Genomic DNA, 19,909 nt, shown 5'->3' on the forward strand with positions numbered 1-19,909 from the left:
TCAGCCTCCGCGAAGCCGGCCAGTTTACCCAACTCTGGCGGGATCCGGCGCGACAAAACGTCGGGTGGCGAGTCAGTCGTGCTTTTTCATCAGGTGCGGAGCCATGGCCAGCTCCAGGGATTGGCGGGCGCGACGGCGGCAGCGGCGCCAGAGCCAGACGCCCAGCAACAGTACGAAAAGCCCGACTGCCAGGATGATCGTCGAACCCATTGGGGTGGCATTCAACTCGCCCAGTGCGGGAGGGCGGCCCAGCAGGCTGGCGGCACCGGCCATGGCCAGCAGTACACCGAGTGTTGCCAGCAGCGCGGCGATCGCCGCGCCGAAACGAAACCGCCAGTTGCTTGGGCCCTTGGGCCGCAAGCGACGTGCGTCAAAACCATCGGATAACTTCATTCCGACCTTCCTCAATGGGTATCGGCCCTTCGACCGGAAGATATTCGGGTTGTTCCTGAAGGTAAGGCAATTGCGGCAAATGAGAGGCTTTTGCGGATGAGCGGCGGGAGTGGCCGCTCATCAAGGCGCATCAGATGAAGTCGCGGGTCAGGGCCAGGGTGGCGAAGTTGTCGGCCATGATCGCCATTTCGGTCTGCTGCACGTGCTCGGCGCTGAGGACGCCGCCCTTGTACGGCAGGTCGCGCGTGGCGCAGGCGTCTTCCACCAGGGTGCAGCGAAAGCCCAGGTTCTTGGCGGCGCGCACGGTGGTGCTGACGCTGGAATGGCTCATGAACCCGCACACGATCAGGTCCAGGGGGCCGAAGTCTTCCAGGCGTTTTTTCAGCTCGGTGCCGTGGAAGGCGCTGGGCAGCAGCTTTTCGACCACGGTTTCGTCGCCCTGGGGTTCGAGGCCGGGGATGAACTCCCCGCGTTCACCTTGTGGATCGAACAGCCCGCCATGGGTGCCCAGGTGGCGCACATGCACGATCGGGCGACCGGCTGCGCGGGCCGCGCCGAGCAATTGCTTGATGTTCGCGACGGCTGCATCCATGCCGCTCAGGGCCAGGGGCCCGGCGAGGTATTCTTTCTGGGCATCGATGATGATCAAGGTCGCTTGACTCAGGTTGGCCGCTGCATAACCACGGCCGCTGAGTTGAAACATCGTTTTTGGAACGGACATTCTGGGGCTCCTTCGAGTGGGGCTTTTGCGACATTCTCCTCTGGCTGAGCGGTTCTGTGAATCGCTTCCATCGCAAGGGCCGCCGTTGCTGGCCTACAGCCTTGTCAAGATGCTCGTCTCGTTCAATAGGCGATGCAAAAAACGGATGATTCCTACGGTTGGTCCGGCGCTTTTCGTTCGTCATCGGGGCGCGTTTGGGTGACGCCGCGTTTGACTGGTAGACTCGCCCGTCGATTTTTCTGGAGTTTGCCGCCGTGATCACTTCCCGTCTCCGTACCCTGCGCGACCATATCCGTTGGGCCGTCAGCCGTTTCCATGGAGAGGATCTGTTTTTCGGCCATGGCACCGACAATGCGTGGGACGAAGCCAGGCAACTGGTGTTGGGCGCGTTGCATCTGCCGTGGGAAATCGCCGACAGCTACCTGGACTGCCGTCTTGAAGACGAAGAACTGGTCCATGTGCAGCGTCTGCTGCGCCGACGCATTGCCGAGCGCATTCCGACGGCCTACCTGTTGGGTGAGGCCTGGTTCTGCGGGATGTCGTTTATTGTTGATGAGCGCGTGCTCATTCCGCGCTCGCCCATCGGTGAGCTGATCGAAAAGCGTTTTGAGCCTTGGTTGGGCCAGGCGCCGGCACGGATTCTCGATCTGTGCACCGGTTCCGGCTGCATCGGCATCGCCTGTGCCTATGAATTCCCGGAAGCCGAAGTGGTGCTGGCCGACCTGTCGTTCGAAGCGCTGGAAGTGGCCAACCAGAACATCGAGCGCCACGGTGTCGATGAGCGCGTGTTCACCGTCCAGGGTGATGGTTTTGAAGGGTTGCCAGGGCAACGTTTCGACCTGATCGTGTCGAACCCGCCCTACGTCGATGCGGAAGATTTCGCCGATATGCCCCAGGAATACCAGCACGAGCCGGAATTGGGCCTGGCCTGTGGCGATGACGGCCTGGACCTGGTTCGGCGGATGCTGGCCGAGGCGGCCGATCATCTGACCGAGAAGGGGCTGTTGATTGTCGAGGTGGGCAACAGCCAGGTGCACGTCGAGGCGTTGTACCCGGAAGTCGATTTCGCCTGGCTCGACTTCGAGCGCGGCGGGCATGGCGTGTTCATGCTCAGCGCCGAGCAGTGCCGCCAGCACCAGGCGTTGTTTGCTTCGCGGGTTTGATCTCTGTGACCGCTTTTGTGGCGAGGGAGCTTGCTCCCGCTGGGCTGCGAAGCAGCCCCCGCTTTAATGGCTCAAAATGGTATTTGCCAGATTTACGACTGCTGCGCAGCCGAGCGGGAGCAAGCTCCCTCGCCACGGGATTGGATGTGGTCATCTCATTCAACGTTGGGATCAGTGCCGCGTCGCAATCCAGATCAGCAACCCCGCCTGAAACATGGCGAAGGCCACCAGGCAGGTGATGGTGAAGCGCAAGCCGGTGTCTTCGCGCTTGAACTTGGTGACCTTCTCTTCCTGCTGCTTGAGTTTGACTTCCTGTTCCGCCAGGTTCTGCTCGGCTTGTTGCAGCATCTGCGCAGCTTCGAGGATGGTCACGAACTGCAGCTTCTCGGTGTTCCAGTCACCGACCAAATCGCCAACCTGGGCCGACTTGATACTACCCTTGAGGTGCTGGGCGTCGGCGTAGGCCACCTCGAAACCCTGGGCCTTGAGGAAGCGATCGCGGCGCAGGCGCGTGTCTTCGTTCAGGGCGTCCTTGTTATCCAGGTCGGTGCCGTCTACCTGATAGGCCGACCAGCGCTTCTTGGCCCAGGTAATACCCTGGGCCGCGAGGAAACGGCCGATGCCACGGTTCAACGGCTCGACTTGCAGGTTGTCCGGGGAAAAAGTCAGGCGTTTCTCGACGTGATCGGCCCAGACGTCCAGATGATTCTGTTCCTTGCGCACCCGCTGGTTCGGCAGCTGGAGGGTCATGCGCAGCAAGCTGCGTTCCTTGCTGTGGCGCTCGACATAGCTGAACTCGACAAACCGCAACGGCCGAACACCGGTGGCGCGGTCGGTTTTGAGCGGCGCCAGCCGGAGCATTTTGTGATGCTCGGTATGTACGTCGGCCCACGGCAGCTCAGCCACGGACGAGGCGGGGGCTTCGGCAGCGGTGTCGGGGAAAGCTTGAGTTTCAGTCATAACGGCAAAATCCTGTCCAGGCCGGCGGGTCGGTAGCCATTGCGCTATCCGACACCGGGTTATCGGCCAATTTTGCCATTACTGAAATTAAATCGACTAAAACCGCCTAACGCGCGGCTAACGAGTCAATAAAACGCAGAATCCGCGCACCGAGTTCGGCCGCCAGGGGCAAGTTGGGGTCCTTATAGGAGGCCAGTTGCCGTTTCACGTCGTTGGACACGATGCGCATCACGTGATTCATGCCCTCGATCAGCGCCAGTTCGGCGTCGGGCTTGGCGGCTTTCAACTGCCGGGCATCATCGACGCTGACCTGGATGTCGTTGCTGCCCTGGATGATCAAGGCCGGCATCTTCAACGCGGCGAAGGCCCGGGCCGGGTCCTGGCGGAACAATGAGATCAGGTAGGGTTGTACGCTGGGGCGGAAAATCACCTGCAGTTGCGTCGGCACGTTGTCGTCGAGTCGACCGGCCTTGAGGTTGTCGAGCAGCTCATTGCTGCGCAACATCAGCGGCGGTGGCAGGCGGTTGCTCAATTGTTGGCGCAGTACCTGGTCGATTGGCCGGGCACTGCCGGACAGGGAAATGACCGCCGCCGCGTTGGCCTGGGGCGCGGCGAGGCTGGCGATCAACGCGCCTTCGCTGTGGCCCAGCAGGATCAACGGGCCCAGGCGTGGGTCGGCGGCGAGCTTGCGGCTCCAGGCCACGGTATCGGCGACATAGGCCTCGACGCTCAGGTTGCGCTCGTCCGGCGTCGCTGCGAGGCTGGCGGCCACGCCGCGTTTGTCATAGCGCACGCTGGCAATGTTGTGCCTGGCCAGGACCCAGGCCAGGCGCTTGAGGCTGTCGTTGCGCCCGCCCTCGGGGTTGTTACCGTCGCGGTCTGTAGGACCGGATCCGGAAATGATCAGGACAACCGGCACGGGCGTGTCGGACTTGGGCAGCAACAATGAGCCGAATAGTTCGCCATTGCCGGTGTCGAGGCTGATCGGGCGTTGCAGCACCGTGGCCTGGGCCAGGCAGGAAAACAGGCCGGTGAACAAGGTAAGGCTTAGGGCTAGCAGCTTTAACATCATCACGCCATTAGTTGCGAAGGTGCCGGTTGGACTGGTGGCCGCCGATAAGGTTCGAGGATGAACTACGCGGGGAGCCTGCGTATACTGGCGCCCACTACGAATCCAAGGTTGAGTCTCTCAGCGTTTTTCACGGAGCACCCTGCATGTCCGGCAATACCTACGGCAAGCTGTTCACTGTCACCACCGCGGGCGAAAGCCATGGCCCGGCGTTGGTCGCCATTGTCGACGGCTGCCCGCCGGGCCTGGAGATTTCCCTGGACGACCTGCAGCGTGACCTGGACCGCCGCAAGCCCGGCACCAGCCGCCACACCACCCAGCGCCAGGAAGCCGATGAAGTCGAAATCCTCTCCGGCGTGTTCGAAGGACGCACCACCGGCTGTGCCATCGGCCTGCTGATCCGCAACACCGACCAGAAGTCCAAGGACTACTCGGCCATCAAGGACCTGTTCCGCCCGGCCCACGCCGACTACACCTACCACCACAAATACGGTGAGCGCGACTACCGTGGCGGCGGTCGCAGCTCGGCCCGGGAAACCGCCATGCGCGTGGCGGCCGGGGCGATTGCCAAGAAGTACCTGGCCAGCCAGGGCATCGTCATCCGTGGTTACATGAGCCAGTTGGGCCCCATCGAAATCCCGTTCAAGACCTGGGACTCGGTGGAGCAGAACGCCTTTTTCTGTCCCGATCCGGACAAGGTGCCAGAACTCGAGGCCTACATGGACCAACTGCGCCGGGACCAGGACTCGGTCGGCGCAAAGATCACCGTGGTCGCCGAAGGCGTGATGCCGGGCCTTGGCGAGCCGATCTTCGACCGCCTCGACGCCGAGCTGGCTCATGCGCTGATGAGCATCAACGCGGTGAAAGGCGTGGAAATCGGCGCCGGTTTTGCCTGCGTCGCCCAGCGTGGCACCGAGCACCGTGACGAACTGACGCCTGAGGGTTTCCTCAGCAATAATGCCGGTGGCATCCTCGGCGGCATTTCCTCGGGCCAGCCGATCGTGGCGCACCTGGCCTTGAAGCCGACGTCCAGCATCACCACGCCGGGGCGCTCCATCGACATCCATGGCAACCCGGTCGATGTGATCACCAAGGGCCGTCACGACCCATGTGTCGGCATTCGTGCCACGCCCATCGCCGAGGCGATGATGGCCATCGTGCTGATGGATCACCTGCTGCGTCATCGCGGCCAGAACGCCGACGTGCGCGTCAGCACCCCGGTGCTGGGGCAGCTTTGATGGTCGGCCTGCCAGCCGCCGTGGCCTGACGACCGTGGCGGCACTGCCGTACTGGCGGCTTTCCAGCTTCTATCTGTTCTATTTCGCGCTGCTCGGTTCGACGGCGCCGTTCCTGGCGCTGTATTTCGATCACCTGGGGTTCAACGCGGCGCGCATCGGCGAGCTGGTGGCCATCCCCATGCTGATGCGTTGCGTGGCGCCGAACATCTGGGGTTGGCTGGGGGATTACACCGGCCGACGCCTGGCAATCGTGCGGTTTGGCGCGATCTGCACGCTGTTGGCCTTCTCGCTGATCTTCATCGACAAAAGCTACGCCTGGCTGGCGATGGTCATGGCGTTACACGCATTTTTCTGGCACGCGGTGTTGCCGCAGTTCGAAGTCATTACCTTGGCCCATCTGAGCGGGCAGGCCTCGCGCTACAGCCAGATCCGCCTGTGGGGCTCCATCGGTTTCATCATCACTGTGGTCGTACTGGGTCGCCTGTTCGAATGGCTGAGCCTGGACATCTACCCGCTGGCCCTGGTGTTGATCATGGCCGGCATCGTCCTCGCCAGTTTCTGGGTGCCCAATGCCCAGCCATTGCAGGGGCCGCGAGTCGCGGGGGAGGGCTTCCTGCGGCAACTGCGCAACCCTGGCGTACTGGCGTTCTACACCTGTGTGGGCCTGATGCAGGTGAGTCACGGGCCGTATTACACCTTCCTGACGTTGCACCTCGAACGCCTGAGCTACAGCCGCGGTTTGATCGGCCTGCTCTGGGCGGTCGGCGTGGTGGCAGAGGTGTTGGTCTTCCTGCTGATGAGCCGGATCCTGGCGCGGTTTTCCGTGCGCCGGGTACTGCTGGCGAGTTTCCTGCTGGCGGCGTTGCGCTGGTTGTTGCTGGGTTCGCTGGCCGAATTTCTCTGGGTATTGTTGTTTGCCCAGGTGTTGCACGCGGCGACCTTCGGCAGCTTTCACGCCGCCGCCATCCATTTCGTGCAACGCAGCTTCGGCCCTCGCCAGCAAGGCCAGGGGCAGGCGCTGTATGCGGCGCTGGCCGGCACGGGCGGGGCCTTGGGCGCGTTGTATTCCGGCTACAGTTGGAATGCCCTGGGCGCCAGTTGGACGTTCAGCCTCGCCAGCCTCGCGGCCTTTGCGGCAGCCGTTATCATTGCGACACGTATGCAAGAGGACCGGCCATGAGCCTTCGAACCGTTAATTTGCTGGAGCCTTTGTCATGAGTAGCCTGTCCGTCTATCACGTTTCGAGCCCTGAGATTCCGAACAAGGTGTTGACCCACTTCGAGGACATTGCCGCGACGTTGGCTGAGCAAGGTGTTCGCTTTGATCGTTGGGAAGCGGCGGTGAAAATCCAGTCGGGTGCCAGTGAGGAGGAGATCATTGCGGCTTACCAGGTTCAGATCGATGGGGTGATGACCGAGCGGGGGTATGTTGCGGTCGATGTGGTTAGCGTTAGAAACGATCACTCGGAACAGGCCGAGCCGCAGGCTGAGTGGCTTGATGAGTATCGCCATAGCCAGGACGAGGTACGGTTTTTCGTCAGTGGTCGAGGGTTGTTTAACCTGCACATTGGCGATTATGTCTTCGCTGTATTGTGTGAAAGGAACGATTTGATCACGGTGCCTGCTGGTATGCCGCATTGGTTTGATGGGGGGGAGCGGCCGTATTTCGTTTCGATTCGGTTGTCTGGTGATTTGCAGGGGTCGGTTGCTGAGCTTACTGGAAATGATATTGCTCGGCGGTTTCCTCGTTTGGAGGATTGACCGCGTTCTTTGGGTTTGTGTGTATATCCATTGCTGCGGTAACGGCGATGAGGCCGGCACATCCAACATCACCGCAAACTGACCCACCGCCTTCGCGAGCAGGCTCGCTCCCACAATGGATCTGCGGTGAGCACAAGACTCATGAACACCCAAGATCCCCTGTGGGAGCGAGCTTGCTCGCGAAGAGGCCGGCACATCCAACATCACCGCAAACTGACCCACCGCCTTCGCGAGCGGCTCGCTCCCACAATGGATCTGCGGTGAACACAAGACTCATGAACACCCAAGATCCCCTGTGGGAGCGAGCCTGCTCGCGAAGAGGCCGGCACATCCAACATCACGGCAAACTGGCCCACCGCCTTCGCGAGCATGCCCGCTCCCACAATGGATCTGCGGTGAACACAAGACTCATGAACACCCAAGATCCCCTGCTCGCGAAGAGGCCGGCACATCCAACATCACCGCAAACTGATCCACCGCCTTCGCGAGCAAGCCCGCTCCCACAATGGATCTGCGGTGAGCACAAGACTCATGAACACCCAAGATCCCCTGTGGGAGCGAGCCTGCTCGCGAAGAGGCCGGCACCATCCAACATCACGGCGAACTGACCCACCGCCTTCGCGAGCAGGCTCGCTCCCACAATGGATCTGCGGTGAACACAAGACTCATGAACACCCAAGATCCCCTGTGGGGAGCGAGCCTGCTCGCGAAGAGGCCGGTACATCCAACATCACCGCAAACTGATCCACCGCCTTCGCGAGCAAGCTCGCTCCCACAATGGGTCTGCGGTGAACACAAGACTCATGAACACCCAAGATCCCCTGTGGGAGCGAGCTTGCTCGCGAAGAGGCCGGCCCACCAACATCACCGTCAACTGACACACCGCTTTCGCGAGCAAGCTCGCTCCCACAATGGATCTGCGGTGAACACAAGACTCATGAACACCCAAGATCCCCTGTGGGAGCGAGCTTGCTCGCGATGAGGCCGGCACATCCAACATCACTGCAAACGGGCCCACCGCCTTCGCGAGCAAGCCCGCTCCCACAGGAGGAACGCGGTCCCCATCAGTCATAAGTGGCCGTTACCGCAGAAACGGATATACACACCGATCAATTGCCCTCAAAAGAAGGCGCAAAAAAACGACGCTTCTCATCTCTGAAAAAGCGCCGTTTCCAAGTAAACAGCAAAGCAAATTGACCAGCAGACTCAAGCGCTATGGTAAGTCGGCAGCGCAAACCGATGCTGGCTCTGCAGCAAGGTGATCTGTGGCAACTCGCTGGCCTGTTCAGCCAGGTCGCGACGGATCGCGCTGATCGCCCAGGACAACTGGTCCCCCGCATGTAACTGAGCATAGGAAATCGTGCGCTTGAACAGCTTGCCGTCGCTATTGCGCAAGGTCAGCAGAATGCCGCCATCCGGGCGGGGCTGAGTGGTCACTTCGTAGTTGGAAAACAGGGACGCAAACTTTTCTTGAATCATGTTCATAGTTGACTGCTCCATGGTGTGGCAAACCGTGGAGGGGTGGTTGCACTGTCTGTGCCAGTATCTAATTTTTAAATAAACACTTTAAAAACAACAGGTTACGTTTTTCGTTGGATTTTGCTTTCGTGCATCTTGCATGAATGGCCACCGTGCATCCTGCATTTTGCGTGGTCCGGCAATGATTTTTGGAACCAAATCGTTTTCCGGCGCTCACGCTTCGCCTGTCTCGGGCAGCGGATACAAAACATTGCAAAAACCGCGTGTACAGCCCCGCAAGTGCGAGCGTACTTTCGAGCCAAAATCACCGCCAGCCCGATAACAAGAACCGAGACCCACGAGGTCGAACGGGGAAGATCACCATGAGTCGTACACCCAACGACACCATTACCTGGGGCATGATGCTGCGCAAGTTGCCTGCCATCGCCAGGGCCGTCCCGCGCATCGTCAAAGGCATGAAGCTGGCCAATGTCCAGGACCCGACCCAGCCTTGTGGCCTGGGCTGGTGTTTCGAACAGGCCACGCAACGCAATCCCCAGGGCCCGGCACTGCTGTGTGGCGACACGGTGTTGAGTTATGCACAGGTCAACGCGCAAGCCAATCGCATCGCCCATTACCTGTTGGCCCAAGGCATCGGCAAGGGCGATTGCGTGGCGATCTTCATCGAGAACCGGCCGCAGCTGTTGATCAGCGTGCTGGCGATGGCCAAGGTTGGCGCGGTCAGTGCCATGCTCAACACCTCGCAAACCGGCGATGCGCTGGTGCACAGCCTGGCCCTGGTCAACCCGGTCGCGGTGGTGGTCGGGGACGAGCGGGTCGCGGCCTTCAACGACGTGCGAACGCGCACCGCGCTGTCGAGCGGCAGGACCTGGTGGGTAGCTGATCAGGACAGTGGCGATGTTCCGTCCGGCTTCGTCGACCTGATGGCTGATTGTGCGGATTACCCCGACGATAACCCGGCGTGCAGCCAGCAGGTTTTTTGCAACGATCCATGTTTTTATCTCTACACCTCGGGCACTACCGGGCTGCCCAAGGCCGGAGTCTTTCGCCATGGTCGCTGGATGCGCACCTCCACCAGCTTCGGCCTGATCGCCTTGGACATGCAGCCCGACGATGTCGTCTATTGCACCTTGCCGCTGTACCACGCCACAGGCCTGTGCGTGTGTTGGGGCGCGGCGATCTGTGGCGCATCGGGGTTCGCGATTCGCCGCAAGTTCAGCGCCAGCCAGTTCTGGAGCGACGTACGCCGCTACCGGGCGACCACCCTGGGGTATGTCGGCGAGTTGTGCCGCTACCTGATCGACCAGCCTGTCGCTGCCGATGACCGCCACCACAGTGTGAAGAAAATGATCGGCAACGGCCTGCGCCCCGGGGCCTGGTCGACCTTCAAGACGCGCTTCGGCGTCGACCACATCTGCGAGCTGTATGCGGCCAGCGACGGCAATATCGGGTTCACCAATATCCTGAATTTCGACAACACCGTCGGGTTTTCCCTGATGGGCTGGGAGCTGGTGCAGTACGACCAAGCCAGCGGCTTGCCGTTGCGCAACCTGCAAGGGCGCATGCAAAAAGTCCCCAGGGGCCAACCGGGCCTGCTGCTGGCGCGGATCGACGAGAAGGCACCATTGGACGGCTACACGGATCCCGCCAAGACCGAAAAAACCATCTGCCGGGATGTCTTCGTGCCGGGCGACCGTTACTTCAACACCGGGGACCTGCTGCGCAACATCGGCTTCGGGCATGGGCAGTTCGTCGATCGCCTCGGCGACACCTATCGCTGGAAAGGCGAAAACGTCTCTACCACGGAAGTCGAAAACGTCTTGCTGCAACACCCGCAGGTGGCCGAGGCGGTGGCTTACGGTGTGGAGATCAATGGCACCAATGGCCGCGCCGGCATGGCAGCGATCACCCCGTCCGAATCCCTGGCGACCCTGGATTTCAGCGAGCTGCTGCAATTTTTGCACTGCAAGTTGCCCGTATATGCCGTGCCGCTGTTCCTGCGCATCAAGGTGAAAATGGATACTACCGGCACCTTCAAGTACCAGAAGACGCGCCTCAAGACCGAAGGGTTCGATCCGTGTGGCACTGGCGATGAGCCGGTCTATGCCTGGCTGCCCGGCACCGACACGTACGTGCGGGTCGACCGGCAACTGGCGACCCGGATCCAGGGCGGCCAACTGCGTTATTGATTCTGGCTATGACGGGCACAGTGAAAAAAGGGATGACAGCGCCCAGGTCCCTCGGGAAACTAGCCGCTTTGCGAAGACCCGAGTGGAGTTCCCCATGTCCGATACAAGCCGCCAGATGACCCCGGAAGAGGCTGCCGAGTTTGCCGAGCAGGTGTTCAACGTCGCGCGCCAGGGCGACGCCGCCATGATGGCCGCGCTGTTGAGCAAGGGCCTGCCGCCCAACCTGCGCAACCACAAGGGTGACACCCTGTTGATGCTGGCCGCTTACCACGGGCATGTGGAAACGGTGAAAGTGCTGCTGGAGCACAAGGCCGATCCGGAAATCCGCAACGACAACGGCCAGAGCCCGATTGCCGGCGCGGCGTTCAAGGGCGACCTGGCCGTGGTCGCGGCGCTGGTGGATGGCGGCGCGCAGGTGGAAGGCGCGTCCTTCGATGGCCGTACCGCCTTGATGATGGCGGCGATGTTCAACCGGGTGGAAATCGTCGACTACCTGATCGGCAAAGGCGCCGACCCGAAAGCCAAGGACGCCAACGGCGTCTCGGCCCTCGATGCCGCGCGGACCATGGGCGCGGTGGACACCACGGCGCAGTTGGAAAAATTGTTGGGTTGAACGACTAAACATAGACTCCGATAGCTTTTTGTGGCGAGGGAGCTTGCTCCCGCTGGGCTGCGCAGCAGCCCCAAATCCAGCCACCGCAACCTGTCAGGTTTACCCTGCCCAGCGGATTTACGACTGCTTCGCAGCCGAGCGGGAGCAAGCTCTCTCGCCACAGGTTCCTGACTCGACCGGTGCGATGCGTTATCCTGCCCGCCCTCAAAACACCCTTCGCCACAGGATTCACCCCATGAAAGCCGCCCTCATCGAACTCATCGGTAAAATCAGCTCCGGCTGCCTCGGCGAGGCGGACATCGAGAAAATCGCTGCTGAAGCGGCCCAGGCCTACGCAGACCCGACGGCTTTCCTGGCGGCCAATCCCGATATCAACTACGACGACACGTTCCCGATCCCGCTGGGGGAATGGGTGGTGGTGGGCAGCCTGCCGGACACCGTGCTGTTCCAGGCCGACACCTACGTGGACCTGTTCGAGCAGATCGTCGCCTCGTTCGGCCCCGGTGTGGCGTTCAACCTCAAGCCCAAGCAATTGGCGAAGACCGAAGCCCTGACCGCGCTCAACCGCATCCAGATCCAGATGGGCAGCCTGAACAAGGAAAATGGCGGCTACGTGCTGATGAACTTCAGCCAGTTGCTCGACGATGAATTGCAGATGGTGCTGGTGTACGGCAACGACGTGCCACGGGTGCTGGAGCTGTGTGCCGAAGTCGGTATCGCTGCCGCGCCGGCCCTGGAAGCCCTCAAGGTCGCGGTCCACGTCTGAGGCAATAAAACGGAACCCTTGCCGGAGGCCCGCTATCCTAAGGGTGCACACCACCATTTGGGAGCGACACCATGGGTTCCACCTTCAACGGCCTGGTCGGCCTGATTATCCTGGCGCTCGATATCTGGGCGATCATCAATGTCCTCAAGAGTGGCGCGGAAACCGGGATGAAAATCCTCTGGGTGCTGCTGATCCTGCTGCTGCCGGTCCTGGGCCTGATCATCTGGGCGATTGCCGGGCCGCGTGGCAACGTGCGGATTTGAATGCTCCATGAAAAATGCCCGGGCGCCTTGAGCGACCGGGCATTTTTTGTGCCTGGGTAATCAGGCCGTGGCCAGGGAAACTTTCTTCGAGGCACTCAGGAAGCGCAGCAAGGCCAACAGCGGGAAGGCGCTGCCGACGATGACCACCCACAACCAGCCGCCGTGCTCGTACACCGCACTGGCAATCGATGAGCCGAAGGCGCCGCCGACGAAGATGCTGGTCATGTACAACGCATTCAACCGGCTGCGGCTCTTGGCATCGAGGGCGTAAATGGTGCGCTGGCCCAGGACCATGTTCATTTGCACACAGAAATCCAGGACCACGCCAGTCACCGCCAGGCCGATCACGCTGTAGAGCGGATGGATGAACGCCGGCAGGAAACTCACGCTGGCGAACAGCATCGCCAGCAGCGAGGCATTACGGGTATGGCCGGCATCGGCCAGGCGGCCGGCGATGGGCGCGGCGATGGCACCGATGGCGCCGACCAGGGCGAACAGGGCGATTTCAGTCTGGGACAGGCCGTGGTTGCGGGACAACTCCAGCGGAACGGCGGTCCAGAACAGGCTGAACGTGGCGAACATGCAGGCTTGGTAGAACGCCCGTTGCCGCAACAGCGGCTGTTGGCGCAGCAGGGTGCCGAGCGAACCCAGCAGTTGGCCATAGGAGGCGCTATGGCCGGGCTGGCGCTTGGGCACGGTCAGCGCCAAGACGATGCTGATCGCGGCCATCAACGCGGCGGCGATGATGAACATGGCGCGCCAGCCGAAGTGATCGGCCACGACGCTGGAGATGGGCCGCGCCAGCAGGATGCCCAGCAGCAGGCCGCCCATGATCCCGCCGACAACCCGTCCCCGGGATTCTTCTGGCGTCAGGTGCGCGGCCAGCGGAATCAGGACTTGCACCGACACCGAACTGAAACCCACCAGCAGCGAGACCAGCAGGAACACGTTCGGCTGGTCAGTGAAGGCCGCCCCCAGCAGGCTGGCAATCGCCACCAGCGTGGTGAGGATCATCAGCCGGCGGTTCTCCAGCAAGTCCCCCAGCGGCACCAGGAAAAACAGGCCCAGGGCATAACCGATCTGGGTCAGCGAAACGATAAGACTGGCCAGGGTGCTGCTCAGGCCGACGTCAGGGGCGATCAGTTCGATGATGGGTTGGGCGTAGTAGATGTTGGCGACAATGGCGCCGCAGCAGAAGGCGAAGAGCAGGACCATGCCACGGGTCAGGGTGCTGCCGGGCGTGGTGGGGGGATGAGCACTCATGGCAATCTCGTCAGTGAACAGGAAAGATGGCGCGAGGCTAAAGCGTTACAGGGCTCTGGAACAGGGCTTGTGGTTGATAGCTGTCATGCCCGCGGTTAATGGTAGACACAGCACAGCAGATTAGACACAGCACAGCAGATCAGGCACAGCACAGCAGATCAGGAACAGCACAGCAGATAAGGGAGTGCCTTTGTGGCGAGGGAGCTTGCTCCCGCTGGGCTGCGTAGCGGCCCCCTTCTGGCGGTCGCTGCGCAACCGAGCGGGAGCAAGCTCCCTCGCCACAAAAGCTTGCATGCAATTCTGGTTGAACCAGTGTCTTACTGCCCGCTATAGATCTGGTCGAAAACCCCACCATCATTAAAGTGAGTCTTCTGCACCGTGCGCCAGTCACCAAAGGTTTTTTCCACCGACAGGAAGTCTACTTTCGGGAAGCGGTCGGTGTATTTGGCCAGTACCGCCGGATCCCGTGGACGCAGGTAGTTGGCGGCGGCGATTTCCTGGCCTTCGGGCGACCACAGGTATTTGAGGTACGCCTCGGCGGCTTTGCGGGAGCCTTTTTTCTCGACCACTTTGTCGACGACGCTGACCGGTGGCTCGGCCTCGGCGGAAACGCTTGGGTAGACCACTTCGAACTGATCGCGACCGAACTCGCGGGCGATCATTTCCGCTTCGTTTTCAAACGTCACCAGCACGTCGCCGATCTGGTTGGTCATGAAGGTGGTTGTCGCGGCGCGACCACCGGTGTCCAGTACCGGCGCCTGCTTGAACAGCTTGCCGACGAAGTCCTTGGCCTTGTTCTCGTCGCCGCCATTCTTCAGTACATAGCCCCAGGCCGACAGGTAGGTGTAGCGACCGTTGCCGGAGGTTTTCGGGTTGGGCACGATCACCTGCACGCCGTCCTTGAGCAGGTCGGGCCAGTCTTTCAAGGCTTTCGGGTTGCCTTTGCGCACGATGAACACTGTGGCGGAGGTGAACGGCGCGCTGTTGTTCGGCAGGCGGGTGACCCAGTTATCAGGCACCAGTTTGCCGTTGTCGGCCAAGGCGTTGATGTCAGTGGCCATGTTCATGGTGATGACATCCGCCGGCAGCCCGTCGATCACTGAGCGCGCCTGCTTGCTGGAGCCGCCGAAGGACATCTGCACGGTGATGTTTTCGTTGTGCTCGGCCTGCCAGTGTTTCTGGAAGGCGGCGTTGTAGTCCTTGTAGAAATCGCGCATCACGTCGTAGGAAACGTTGAGCAGGGTCGGGGCGGCGTGGGCCAGGCCGCCAAAGGTCAGGCCGGCGGCGAGAAGGGAGGCGCCAAAGAAGTTCTTCACTGCGAATTCCTTTTTATTAACGGGGGTTCCGGGCAATTAGCCAGCAACACTAGCGGCAAGCCAATAGGCCATCAAGCATTAAAAAGTGCTTTGCTTATTCCAATTTCTTAAACAACGCATTGCCACAACGGGAGCAGAAAGCGGCGCCGTGTTCATGGTTGTTTTTGCTGCACACCGGGCAATCGTGCTTGAGCTGGTCGCCGCGCATGGCCGTGGCCAGTTCAGCGGTGAAAATGCCGGTCGGCACGGCGATGATCGAGTAACCGGTGATCATCACCAGGGACGACACCACTTGGCCGAGTGGGGTCTTGGGCACGATGTCGCCGAAGCCTACGGTGGTCAATGTCACGATAGCCCAATAGATGCCCTTGGGAATGCTGGTGAACCCGTGCTCGGGGCCTTCGATGACGTACATCAGCGTGCCGAAGACGGTCACCAGGGTCGAGACGCTGACCAGAAACACGATGATTTTCTGCTTGCTCCCGCGCAGCGCCGCCATCAGGTAGTTGGCTTGCTTGAGATAAGGGCTGAGCTTGAGCACACGGAAAATTCGCAGCATGCGGATGATCCGAATGATCAGCAGGTATTGGGCATCGCTGTAGTACAGCGCCAGGATCCCCGGCACGATCGCCAGCAGATCCACCAACCCATAGAAACTGAAGGCATAGCGCAGCGGCTTGGGTGAGCAATACAGGCGCAGGCCGTACTCGACGATGAAGATGAAGGTGAAACCCCACTCGATACCGGCCAGCAGGGCGGCGTAGTTTTTGTGCACGCTGTCGATGCTGTCGAGCATCACGATCACCAGGCTGGCGAGGATGATCAACAGCAGGGTGCTGTCGAAGCGCCGGCCGGCCACGGTGTCGGTCTGGAAAATGATGACGTAGAGGCGTTCACGCCAATTGTTGCTGCTGTCCATACTCTTCGCCTGAACCCGGAATCAGCGAAGCCTAGGGCGATTGCCCCGCAGAGCGCAAGGCGCGCTGTCGAGGCTGGCCTGGTGCCACGCCCGGCCGCCGGCCTGGATCAGCCAGCAAGCAAGGATGAACGGTGCCGTCAGGGGCGGCAGGCCGAGGGCGGTAAACCCTGGTGTGAGCATGACCGCCAAGAGGATGCCCGCCAGCGGCAGCCACGGGCGACGCTGTTGGCTGAAGGCCAACGCCACCAACACAGGGTTGTAGCCGCCCAGCCCGGAAAGGGCGGTTGCGTTCTCTTGTTGCGACAAAGCGAAGGCCAGGCCGACGGCGGAAGCGAACAAGGCCCATACCGCGGCGCGACGGTTGGCCAGCAACAAGCCCAGCGCAATCAGTGCACCGGCCGCAGGGTGGCCGAGAAACATGACCTGGCCCAGTCCGCTCAGATGAGCGGCCACCAGGTTGGGCATCGTCATTTCGATCGAAGTGGCTGGGGGTGTCGGCGCGGTGAAACTCATCAGCAGCCACGCCAACCCTACAAACGGCGCGGTGTAGGCGGGCAGGCAACGAGGGCCGCGGGTGCGCTTGAGCCATTGCTGGGTCAGCATCGCACTGAGGCCGCCCGCGGCGATGATCAACGGCGGTAACAGCACCGACCAGGGCAACGCCAGGCTCAGCAGCAAGCCCAGCAGGATGCCGTTGTAGCTGAACAGTCCGGCTTGCCGGTCGGCCTTGGCGTAACCACGTCGCTGGGCCGTCAGCAACCCGGCCACCCCGCCCAGCAGCGCGCCGCCGAACAGGGCCGGCGCCGTCAGCAGAATCGCCAGCAGGCACAGCAGGCCGCACAGCGGATGGCGCTGGAGGAAGATTTGGCTGAAGCCGTTGAGCAGGGCGGTGGCCCAGTCGGGGCAGTGGGGGTTGGAGGAATGGTTGGGCATGATGGGTCAGGAATAAGAGAACTGTGGCGAGGGAGCTTGCTCCCGCAGGGTCGCGCAGCGGCCCCTCTTTTTGCGGTTGCTACGCAACCGAGCGGGAGCAAGCTCCCTCGCCACAGAAAAGCTCAGAGCAGCGTCTCAATGCGCAGCGAATTGGTCGACCCCGGCTGCCCGAACGGCACGCCCGCGGTAATCAGCAGGGTATCGCCACGCTGGGCCATGCCTTGGGCCTGGGCGATTTCCAGGGCGGTGGAACAGACTTCATCCACCTGCTTCAACCGGTCATTGACCACCGAGTGCACGCCCCAGGCCACCGTCAGGCGGCGGGCGGCCTGCAGGTTCGGCGTGAGGTTGAGGATCGGCACTGTCGGCCGTTCCCGCGCCGCGCGCAGGCTGGAACTGCCCGATTCGCTGTAGTTCACCAGCACCGCCACCGGCAGGATGCTGCTGATGCGCCGGATCGCGCAGCTGATGGCGTCCGACACCGTGGCCTCGGCCTTCGGCCGGCTGACGTCCAGTTGCGCCTGGTAGTCGGGGCCGTTTTCCACCTGGCGGATGATCTTGCTCATCATCTGCACGGCTTCGAGGGGGTAATCGCCGGACGCGGTTTCCGCCGAGAGCATGACCGCATCGGCCCCCTCGGCCACGGCGTTGGCGACGTCAGTGACTTCGGCACGGGTGGGGGCCGGGGAGAAGCGCATCGACTCGAGCATCTGAGTCGCCACCACCACCGGTTTGCCGAGGGCACGGCAGGTGCCGATGATGTTTTTCTGGATCTGCGGCACGCTTTCGGCCGGGACTTCGACCCCCAGGTCGCCACGGGCGACCATGATCGCGTCGCTCAATTCGGCGATCTCGCGCAGCTGGCTCACCGCCGACGGCTTTTCGATCTTCGCCATCAGGAACGCCTTGTTGCCGATCAGCCCACGCGCCTCGCGAATGTCCTCGGGACGCTGCACGAACGACAGCGCCACCCAGTCCACGCCCAGCTCCAGGCCGAAACTCAAGTCGCGCCGGTCCTTGGCGGTCAACGGGCTCAGGTCGAGCACGGCCTGGGGCACGTTCACGCCCTTGCGGTCCGACAGCTCGCCGCCGTTGAGCACCTCGGTGTCGATGGCGTCGCCGTGCCTGGCGATCACGCGCAGGCGCAACTTGCCGTCGTCCAACAGCAGGTCCATGCCGGGCTCCAGGGCCGCGATGATTTCCGGGTGGGGCAGGTTGACCCGGCGTTGATCGCCCGGTGTCGGGTCCAGGTCCAAGCGCAGGGCCTGGCCTCGTTGCAGCAGGACCTTGCCATCGGCGAACCGGCCGACCCGCAGCTTCGGGCCTTGCAGGTCCATCAGGATGCCCAGGGGGTAGTTGAGTTGCTGCTCGACCTCACGAATCCACTGGTAGCGCTGGGCGTGGTCGGCGTGCTCGCCGTGGCTGAAGTTCAGGCGGAAGATGTTCACCCCGGCCTGTACCAGCTCGCGGATGTCATCGATGCCGCGGGTGGCGGGGCCGAGGGTCGCGAGGATCTTGACCTTTTTATCAGGCGTCATGTTTGGGGTTCTCGAGGATCAGGATGGCGCGAAAGTCGTTGACGTTGGTGCGGGTCGGTTCGGTGACGATCAGCGCATCCAGGGCAGCGAAGTAGCCGTAGCCATTGTTGTTGTCCAACTCGTCGCTGGCGCACAGGCCCAGCTCGGCGGCGCGGCGATAGCTGTCCGGGGTCATGAGGGCGCCGGCGTTGTCTTCGGAGCCGTCGATGCCGTCCGTGTCGCCGGCCAGCGCATAGATGCCGGGATGGCCCTTGAGGTTGTCGGTCAGGCTCAGCAGGAATTCGGCATTGCGCCCGCCACGGCCATCGCCGCGCACGGTGACGGTGGTTTCACCGCCGGAAAGAATCACGCACGGTGCTGCCAGCGGCTGGCCGTGCAGGGCGATTTGCCGGGCGATGCCGGCGTGGACTTTGGCCACCTCCCGGGATTCGCCTTCCAGGTCGCCGAGGATCAGTGGGCTGAAACCGGCCTGCCGGGCCTTCACCGCCGCGGCTTCCAATGACTGCTGGGGGCGGGCGATCAACTGGAAATGGCTGCGGGCGAGGCTCGGGTCACCGGGCTTGACGGTTTCCGACGCCGGGCTGCGCAGCCAGGTGCGCACCGAGGCCGGCACCTCGATGTGGTAGCGCTGGAGAATCGCCAGGGCGTCGGCCGACGTGCTGGGGTCGGCCACGGTGGGGCCGGAAGCGATGACCGTGGCGAGATCGCCGGGTACATCGGAAATCGCGTAGGTGTACACCGTCGCCGGCCAGCAGGCCTTGCCCAGGCGCCCGCCCTTGATCGCCGAGAGGTGCTTGCGCACGCAATTCATCTCGCCGATGGTCGCGCCGGATTTGAGCAAGGCTTTGTTGATCGATTGCTTGTCGGCCAGGGTGATGCCTTCGGCTGGCAACGCGAGCAGGGCCGAACCGCCGCCGGACAACAGGAAGATCACCCGGTCGTCTTCGCTGAGATTGCTCACCAGCTCCAGCACCCGTTGGGCCACGGCCAGGCCAGCGGCGTCAGGCACCGGGTGGGCGGCTTCCACCACTTCGATTTTCTGACAAGGCGCGCCATGGCCGTAGCGGGTCACCACCAGGCCGGACACGTCGCCCTGCCAGCAGCGCTCGACCACTTGCGCCATGGCCGCCGCGGCCTTGCCGGCCCCGATGACGATCACCCGGCCGCTGCGGTCGCTGGGCAGGTAGTGTTCAAGGACTTGCTGCGGATGGGCCGCGTCGATGGCTGTGGCAAACAGCTCGCGCAGCAGTTGTTGCGGATCGACCGACATGGCGGGCTCCCGGGATTCTTGTTATTTGAAGGGCAACGCAGACCCCTGTGGGAGCG

Annotated in this window: 19 protein-coding genes; 8 read left to right on the plus strand and 11 right to left on the minus strand. The window is 62.2% G+C overall.

The window, feature by feature from the left end:
- Positions 1-72: 72 nt before the first annotated feature.
- The gene (locus M1D99_RS08395; RefSeq protein WP_186710076.1) at positions 73-393 is read right to left on the minus strand and encodes a hypothetical protein; all 321 of its coding nucleotides are present in this window, start codon (positions 391-393) and stop codon (positions 73-75) included.
- A gap of 130 nt (positions 394-523) precedes the next feature.
- The gene (locus M1D99_RS08400; protein ID WP_014339619.1) at positions 524-1,114 is read right to left on the minus strand and encodes a cysteine hydrolase family protein; all 591 of its coding nucleotides are present in this window, start codon (positions 1,112-1,114) and stop codon (positions 524-526) included.
- A 254-nt stretch (positions 1,115-1,368) separates the two neighbouring features.
- Between M1D99_RS08400 and prmB the strand changes: the two genes are divergently transcribed.
- Positions 1,369-2,277, plus strand: coding sequence for a 50S ribosomal protein L3 N(5)-glutamine methyltransferase (gene prmB, locus M1D99_RS08405; protein WP_434574651.1), 909 nt, complete (start codon positions 1,369-1,371; stop codon positions 2,275-2,277).
- 171 nt (positions 2,278-2,448) lie between these two features.
- On the opposite strand, the gene M1D99_RS08410 is transcribed toward prmB, so the two are convergent.
- Positions 2,449-3,237 carry a hypothetical protein gene (locus M1D99_RS08410; RefSeq protein ID WP_458131639.1) on the minus strand — a complete coding sequence of 263 codons (789 nt, stop codon included), beginning with the start codon at positions 3,235-3,237 and terminating at the stop codon, positions 2,449-2,451.
- Between the two features lie 106 nt (positions 3,238-3,343).
- Positions 3,344-4,309, minus strand: a complete 966-nt coding sequence (locus tag M1D99_RS08415) for an alpha/beta hydrolase (protein WP_434576381.1) — start codon at positions 4,307-4,309, stop codon at positions 3,344-3,346.
- A gap of 143 nt (positions 4,310-4,452) precedes the next feature.
- Between M1D99_RS08415 and aroC the strand changes: the two genes are divergently transcribed.
- From aroC to M1D99_RS08430, 3 genes are read left to right on the plus strand one after another with little or no spacing between them, the layout of a single operon-like run.
- Entirely contained in the window at positions 4,453-5,544 is a 1,092-nt protein-coding gene (aroC, locus tag M1D99_RS08420; protein WP_186710070.1) for a chorismate synthase, read from the plus strand.
- Between the two features lie 34 nt (positions 5,545-5,578).
- Positions 5,579-6,724, plus strand: coding sequence for an MFS transporter (locus M1D99_RS08425; RefSeq protein ID WP_434574654.1), 1,146 nt, complete (start codon positions 5,579-5,581; stop codon positions 6,722-6,724).
- A 34-nt stretch (positions 6,725-6,758) separates the two neighbouring features.
- Entirely contained in the window at positions 6,759-7,304 is a 546-nt protein-coding gene (locus M1D99_RS08430) for a 1,2-dihydroxy-3-keto-5-methylthiopentene dioxygenase (protein ID WP_434574655.1), read from the plus strand.
- A gap of 1,206 nt (positions 7,305-8,510) precedes the next feature.
- On the opposite strand, the gene M1D99_RS08435 is transcribed toward M1D99_RS08430, so the two are convergent.
- Entirely contained in the window at positions 8,511-8,789 is a 279-nt protein-coding gene (locus tag M1D99_RS08435; RefSeq protein ID WP_003204481.1) for a DUF3509 domain-containing protein, read from the minus strand.
- A gap of 356 nt (positions 8,790-9,145) precedes the next feature.
- Between M1D99_RS08435 and M1D99_RS08440 the strand changes: the two genes are divergently transcribed.
- The 4 genes from M1D99_RS08440 (at position 9,146) to M1D99_RS08455 (ending at position 12,614) form a co-directional block, all read left to right on the plus strand.
- Positions 9,146-10,972, plus strand: coding sequence for a long-chain-acyl-CoA synthetase (locus tag M1D99_RS08440; protein WP_458131640.1), 1,827 nt, complete (start codon positions 9,146-9,148; stop codon positions 10,970-10,972).
- Between the two features lie 94 nt (positions 10,973-11,066).
- Positions 11,067-11,585, plus strand: coding sequence for an ankyrin repeat domain-containing protein (locus tag M1D99_RS08445; RefSeq protein ID WP_186708178.1), 519 nt, complete (start codon positions 11,067-11,069; stop codon positions 11,583-11,585).
- Between the two features lie 235 nt (positions 11,586-11,820).
- Positions 11,821-12,351, plus strand: a complete 531-nt coding sequence (locus M1D99_RS08450; protein WP_186730941.1) for a hypothetical protein — start codon at positions 11,821-11,823, stop codon at positions 12,349-12,351.
- Positions 12,352-12,422: 71 nt separating this feature from the next.
- Positions 12,423-12,614, plus strand: coding sequence for a PLDc N-terminal domain-containing protein (locus M1D99_RS08455; RefSeq protein WP_003204476.1), 192 nt, complete (start codon positions 12,423-12,425; stop codon positions 12,612-12,614).
- A gap of 60 nt (positions 12,615-12,674) precedes the next feature.
- On the opposite strand, the gene M1D99_RS08460 is transcribed toward M1D99_RS08455, so the two are convergent.
- From M1D99_RS08460 to M1D99_RS08485, 6 genes are all read right to left on the minus strand, one after another.
- Positions 12,675-13,877, minus strand: a complete 1,203-nt coding sequence (locus M1D99_RS08460; protein ID WP_434574660.1) for an MFS transporter — start codon at positions 13,875-13,877, stop codon at positions 12,675-12,677.
- Between the two features lie 317 nt (positions 13,878-14,194).
- Complete coding sequence (locus M1D99_RS08465; protein WP_458131641.1) at positions 14,195-15,193, minus strand: sulfate ABC transporter substrate-binding protein; 999 nt, start codon at positions 15,191-15,193, stop codon at positions 14,195-14,197.
- A gap of 94 nt (positions 15,194-15,287) precedes the next feature.
- The gene (locus M1D99_RS08470) at positions 15,288-16,112 is read right to left on the minus strand and encodes an ion transporter (protein WP_186708170.1); all 825 of its coding nucleotides are present in this window, start codon (positions 16,110-16,112) and stop codon (positions 15,288-15,290) included.
- Between the two features lie 21 nt (positions 16,113-16,133).
- Entirely contained in the window at positions 16,134-17,045 is a 912-nt protein-coding gene (locus M1D99_RS08475) for an urea transporter (RefSeq protein ID WP_458131642.1), read from the minus strand.
- Positions 17,046-17,167: 122 nt separating this feature from the next.
- Positions 17,168-18,583 carry a pyruvate kinase gene (pyk, locus tag M1D99_RS08480; protein WP_434574665.1) on the minus strand — a complete coding sequence of 472 codons (1,416 nt, stop codon included), beginning with the start codon at positions 18,581-18,583 and terminating at the stop codon, positions 17,168-17,170.
- A complete protein-coding gene (locus M1D99_RS08485) occupies positions 18,573-19,853 on the minus strand; it encodes a glycerate kinase type-2 family protein (RefSeq protein WP_434574666.1) in 1,281 nt (426 codons plus the stop codon). The genes pyk and M1D99_RS08485 overlap by 11 nt, the downstream gene beginning before the upstream one ends.
- Positions 19,854-19,909 lie beyond the last annotated feature (56 nt).

The sequence above is a fragment of the Pseudomonas sp. R3-41 genome (assembly GCF_054161485.1).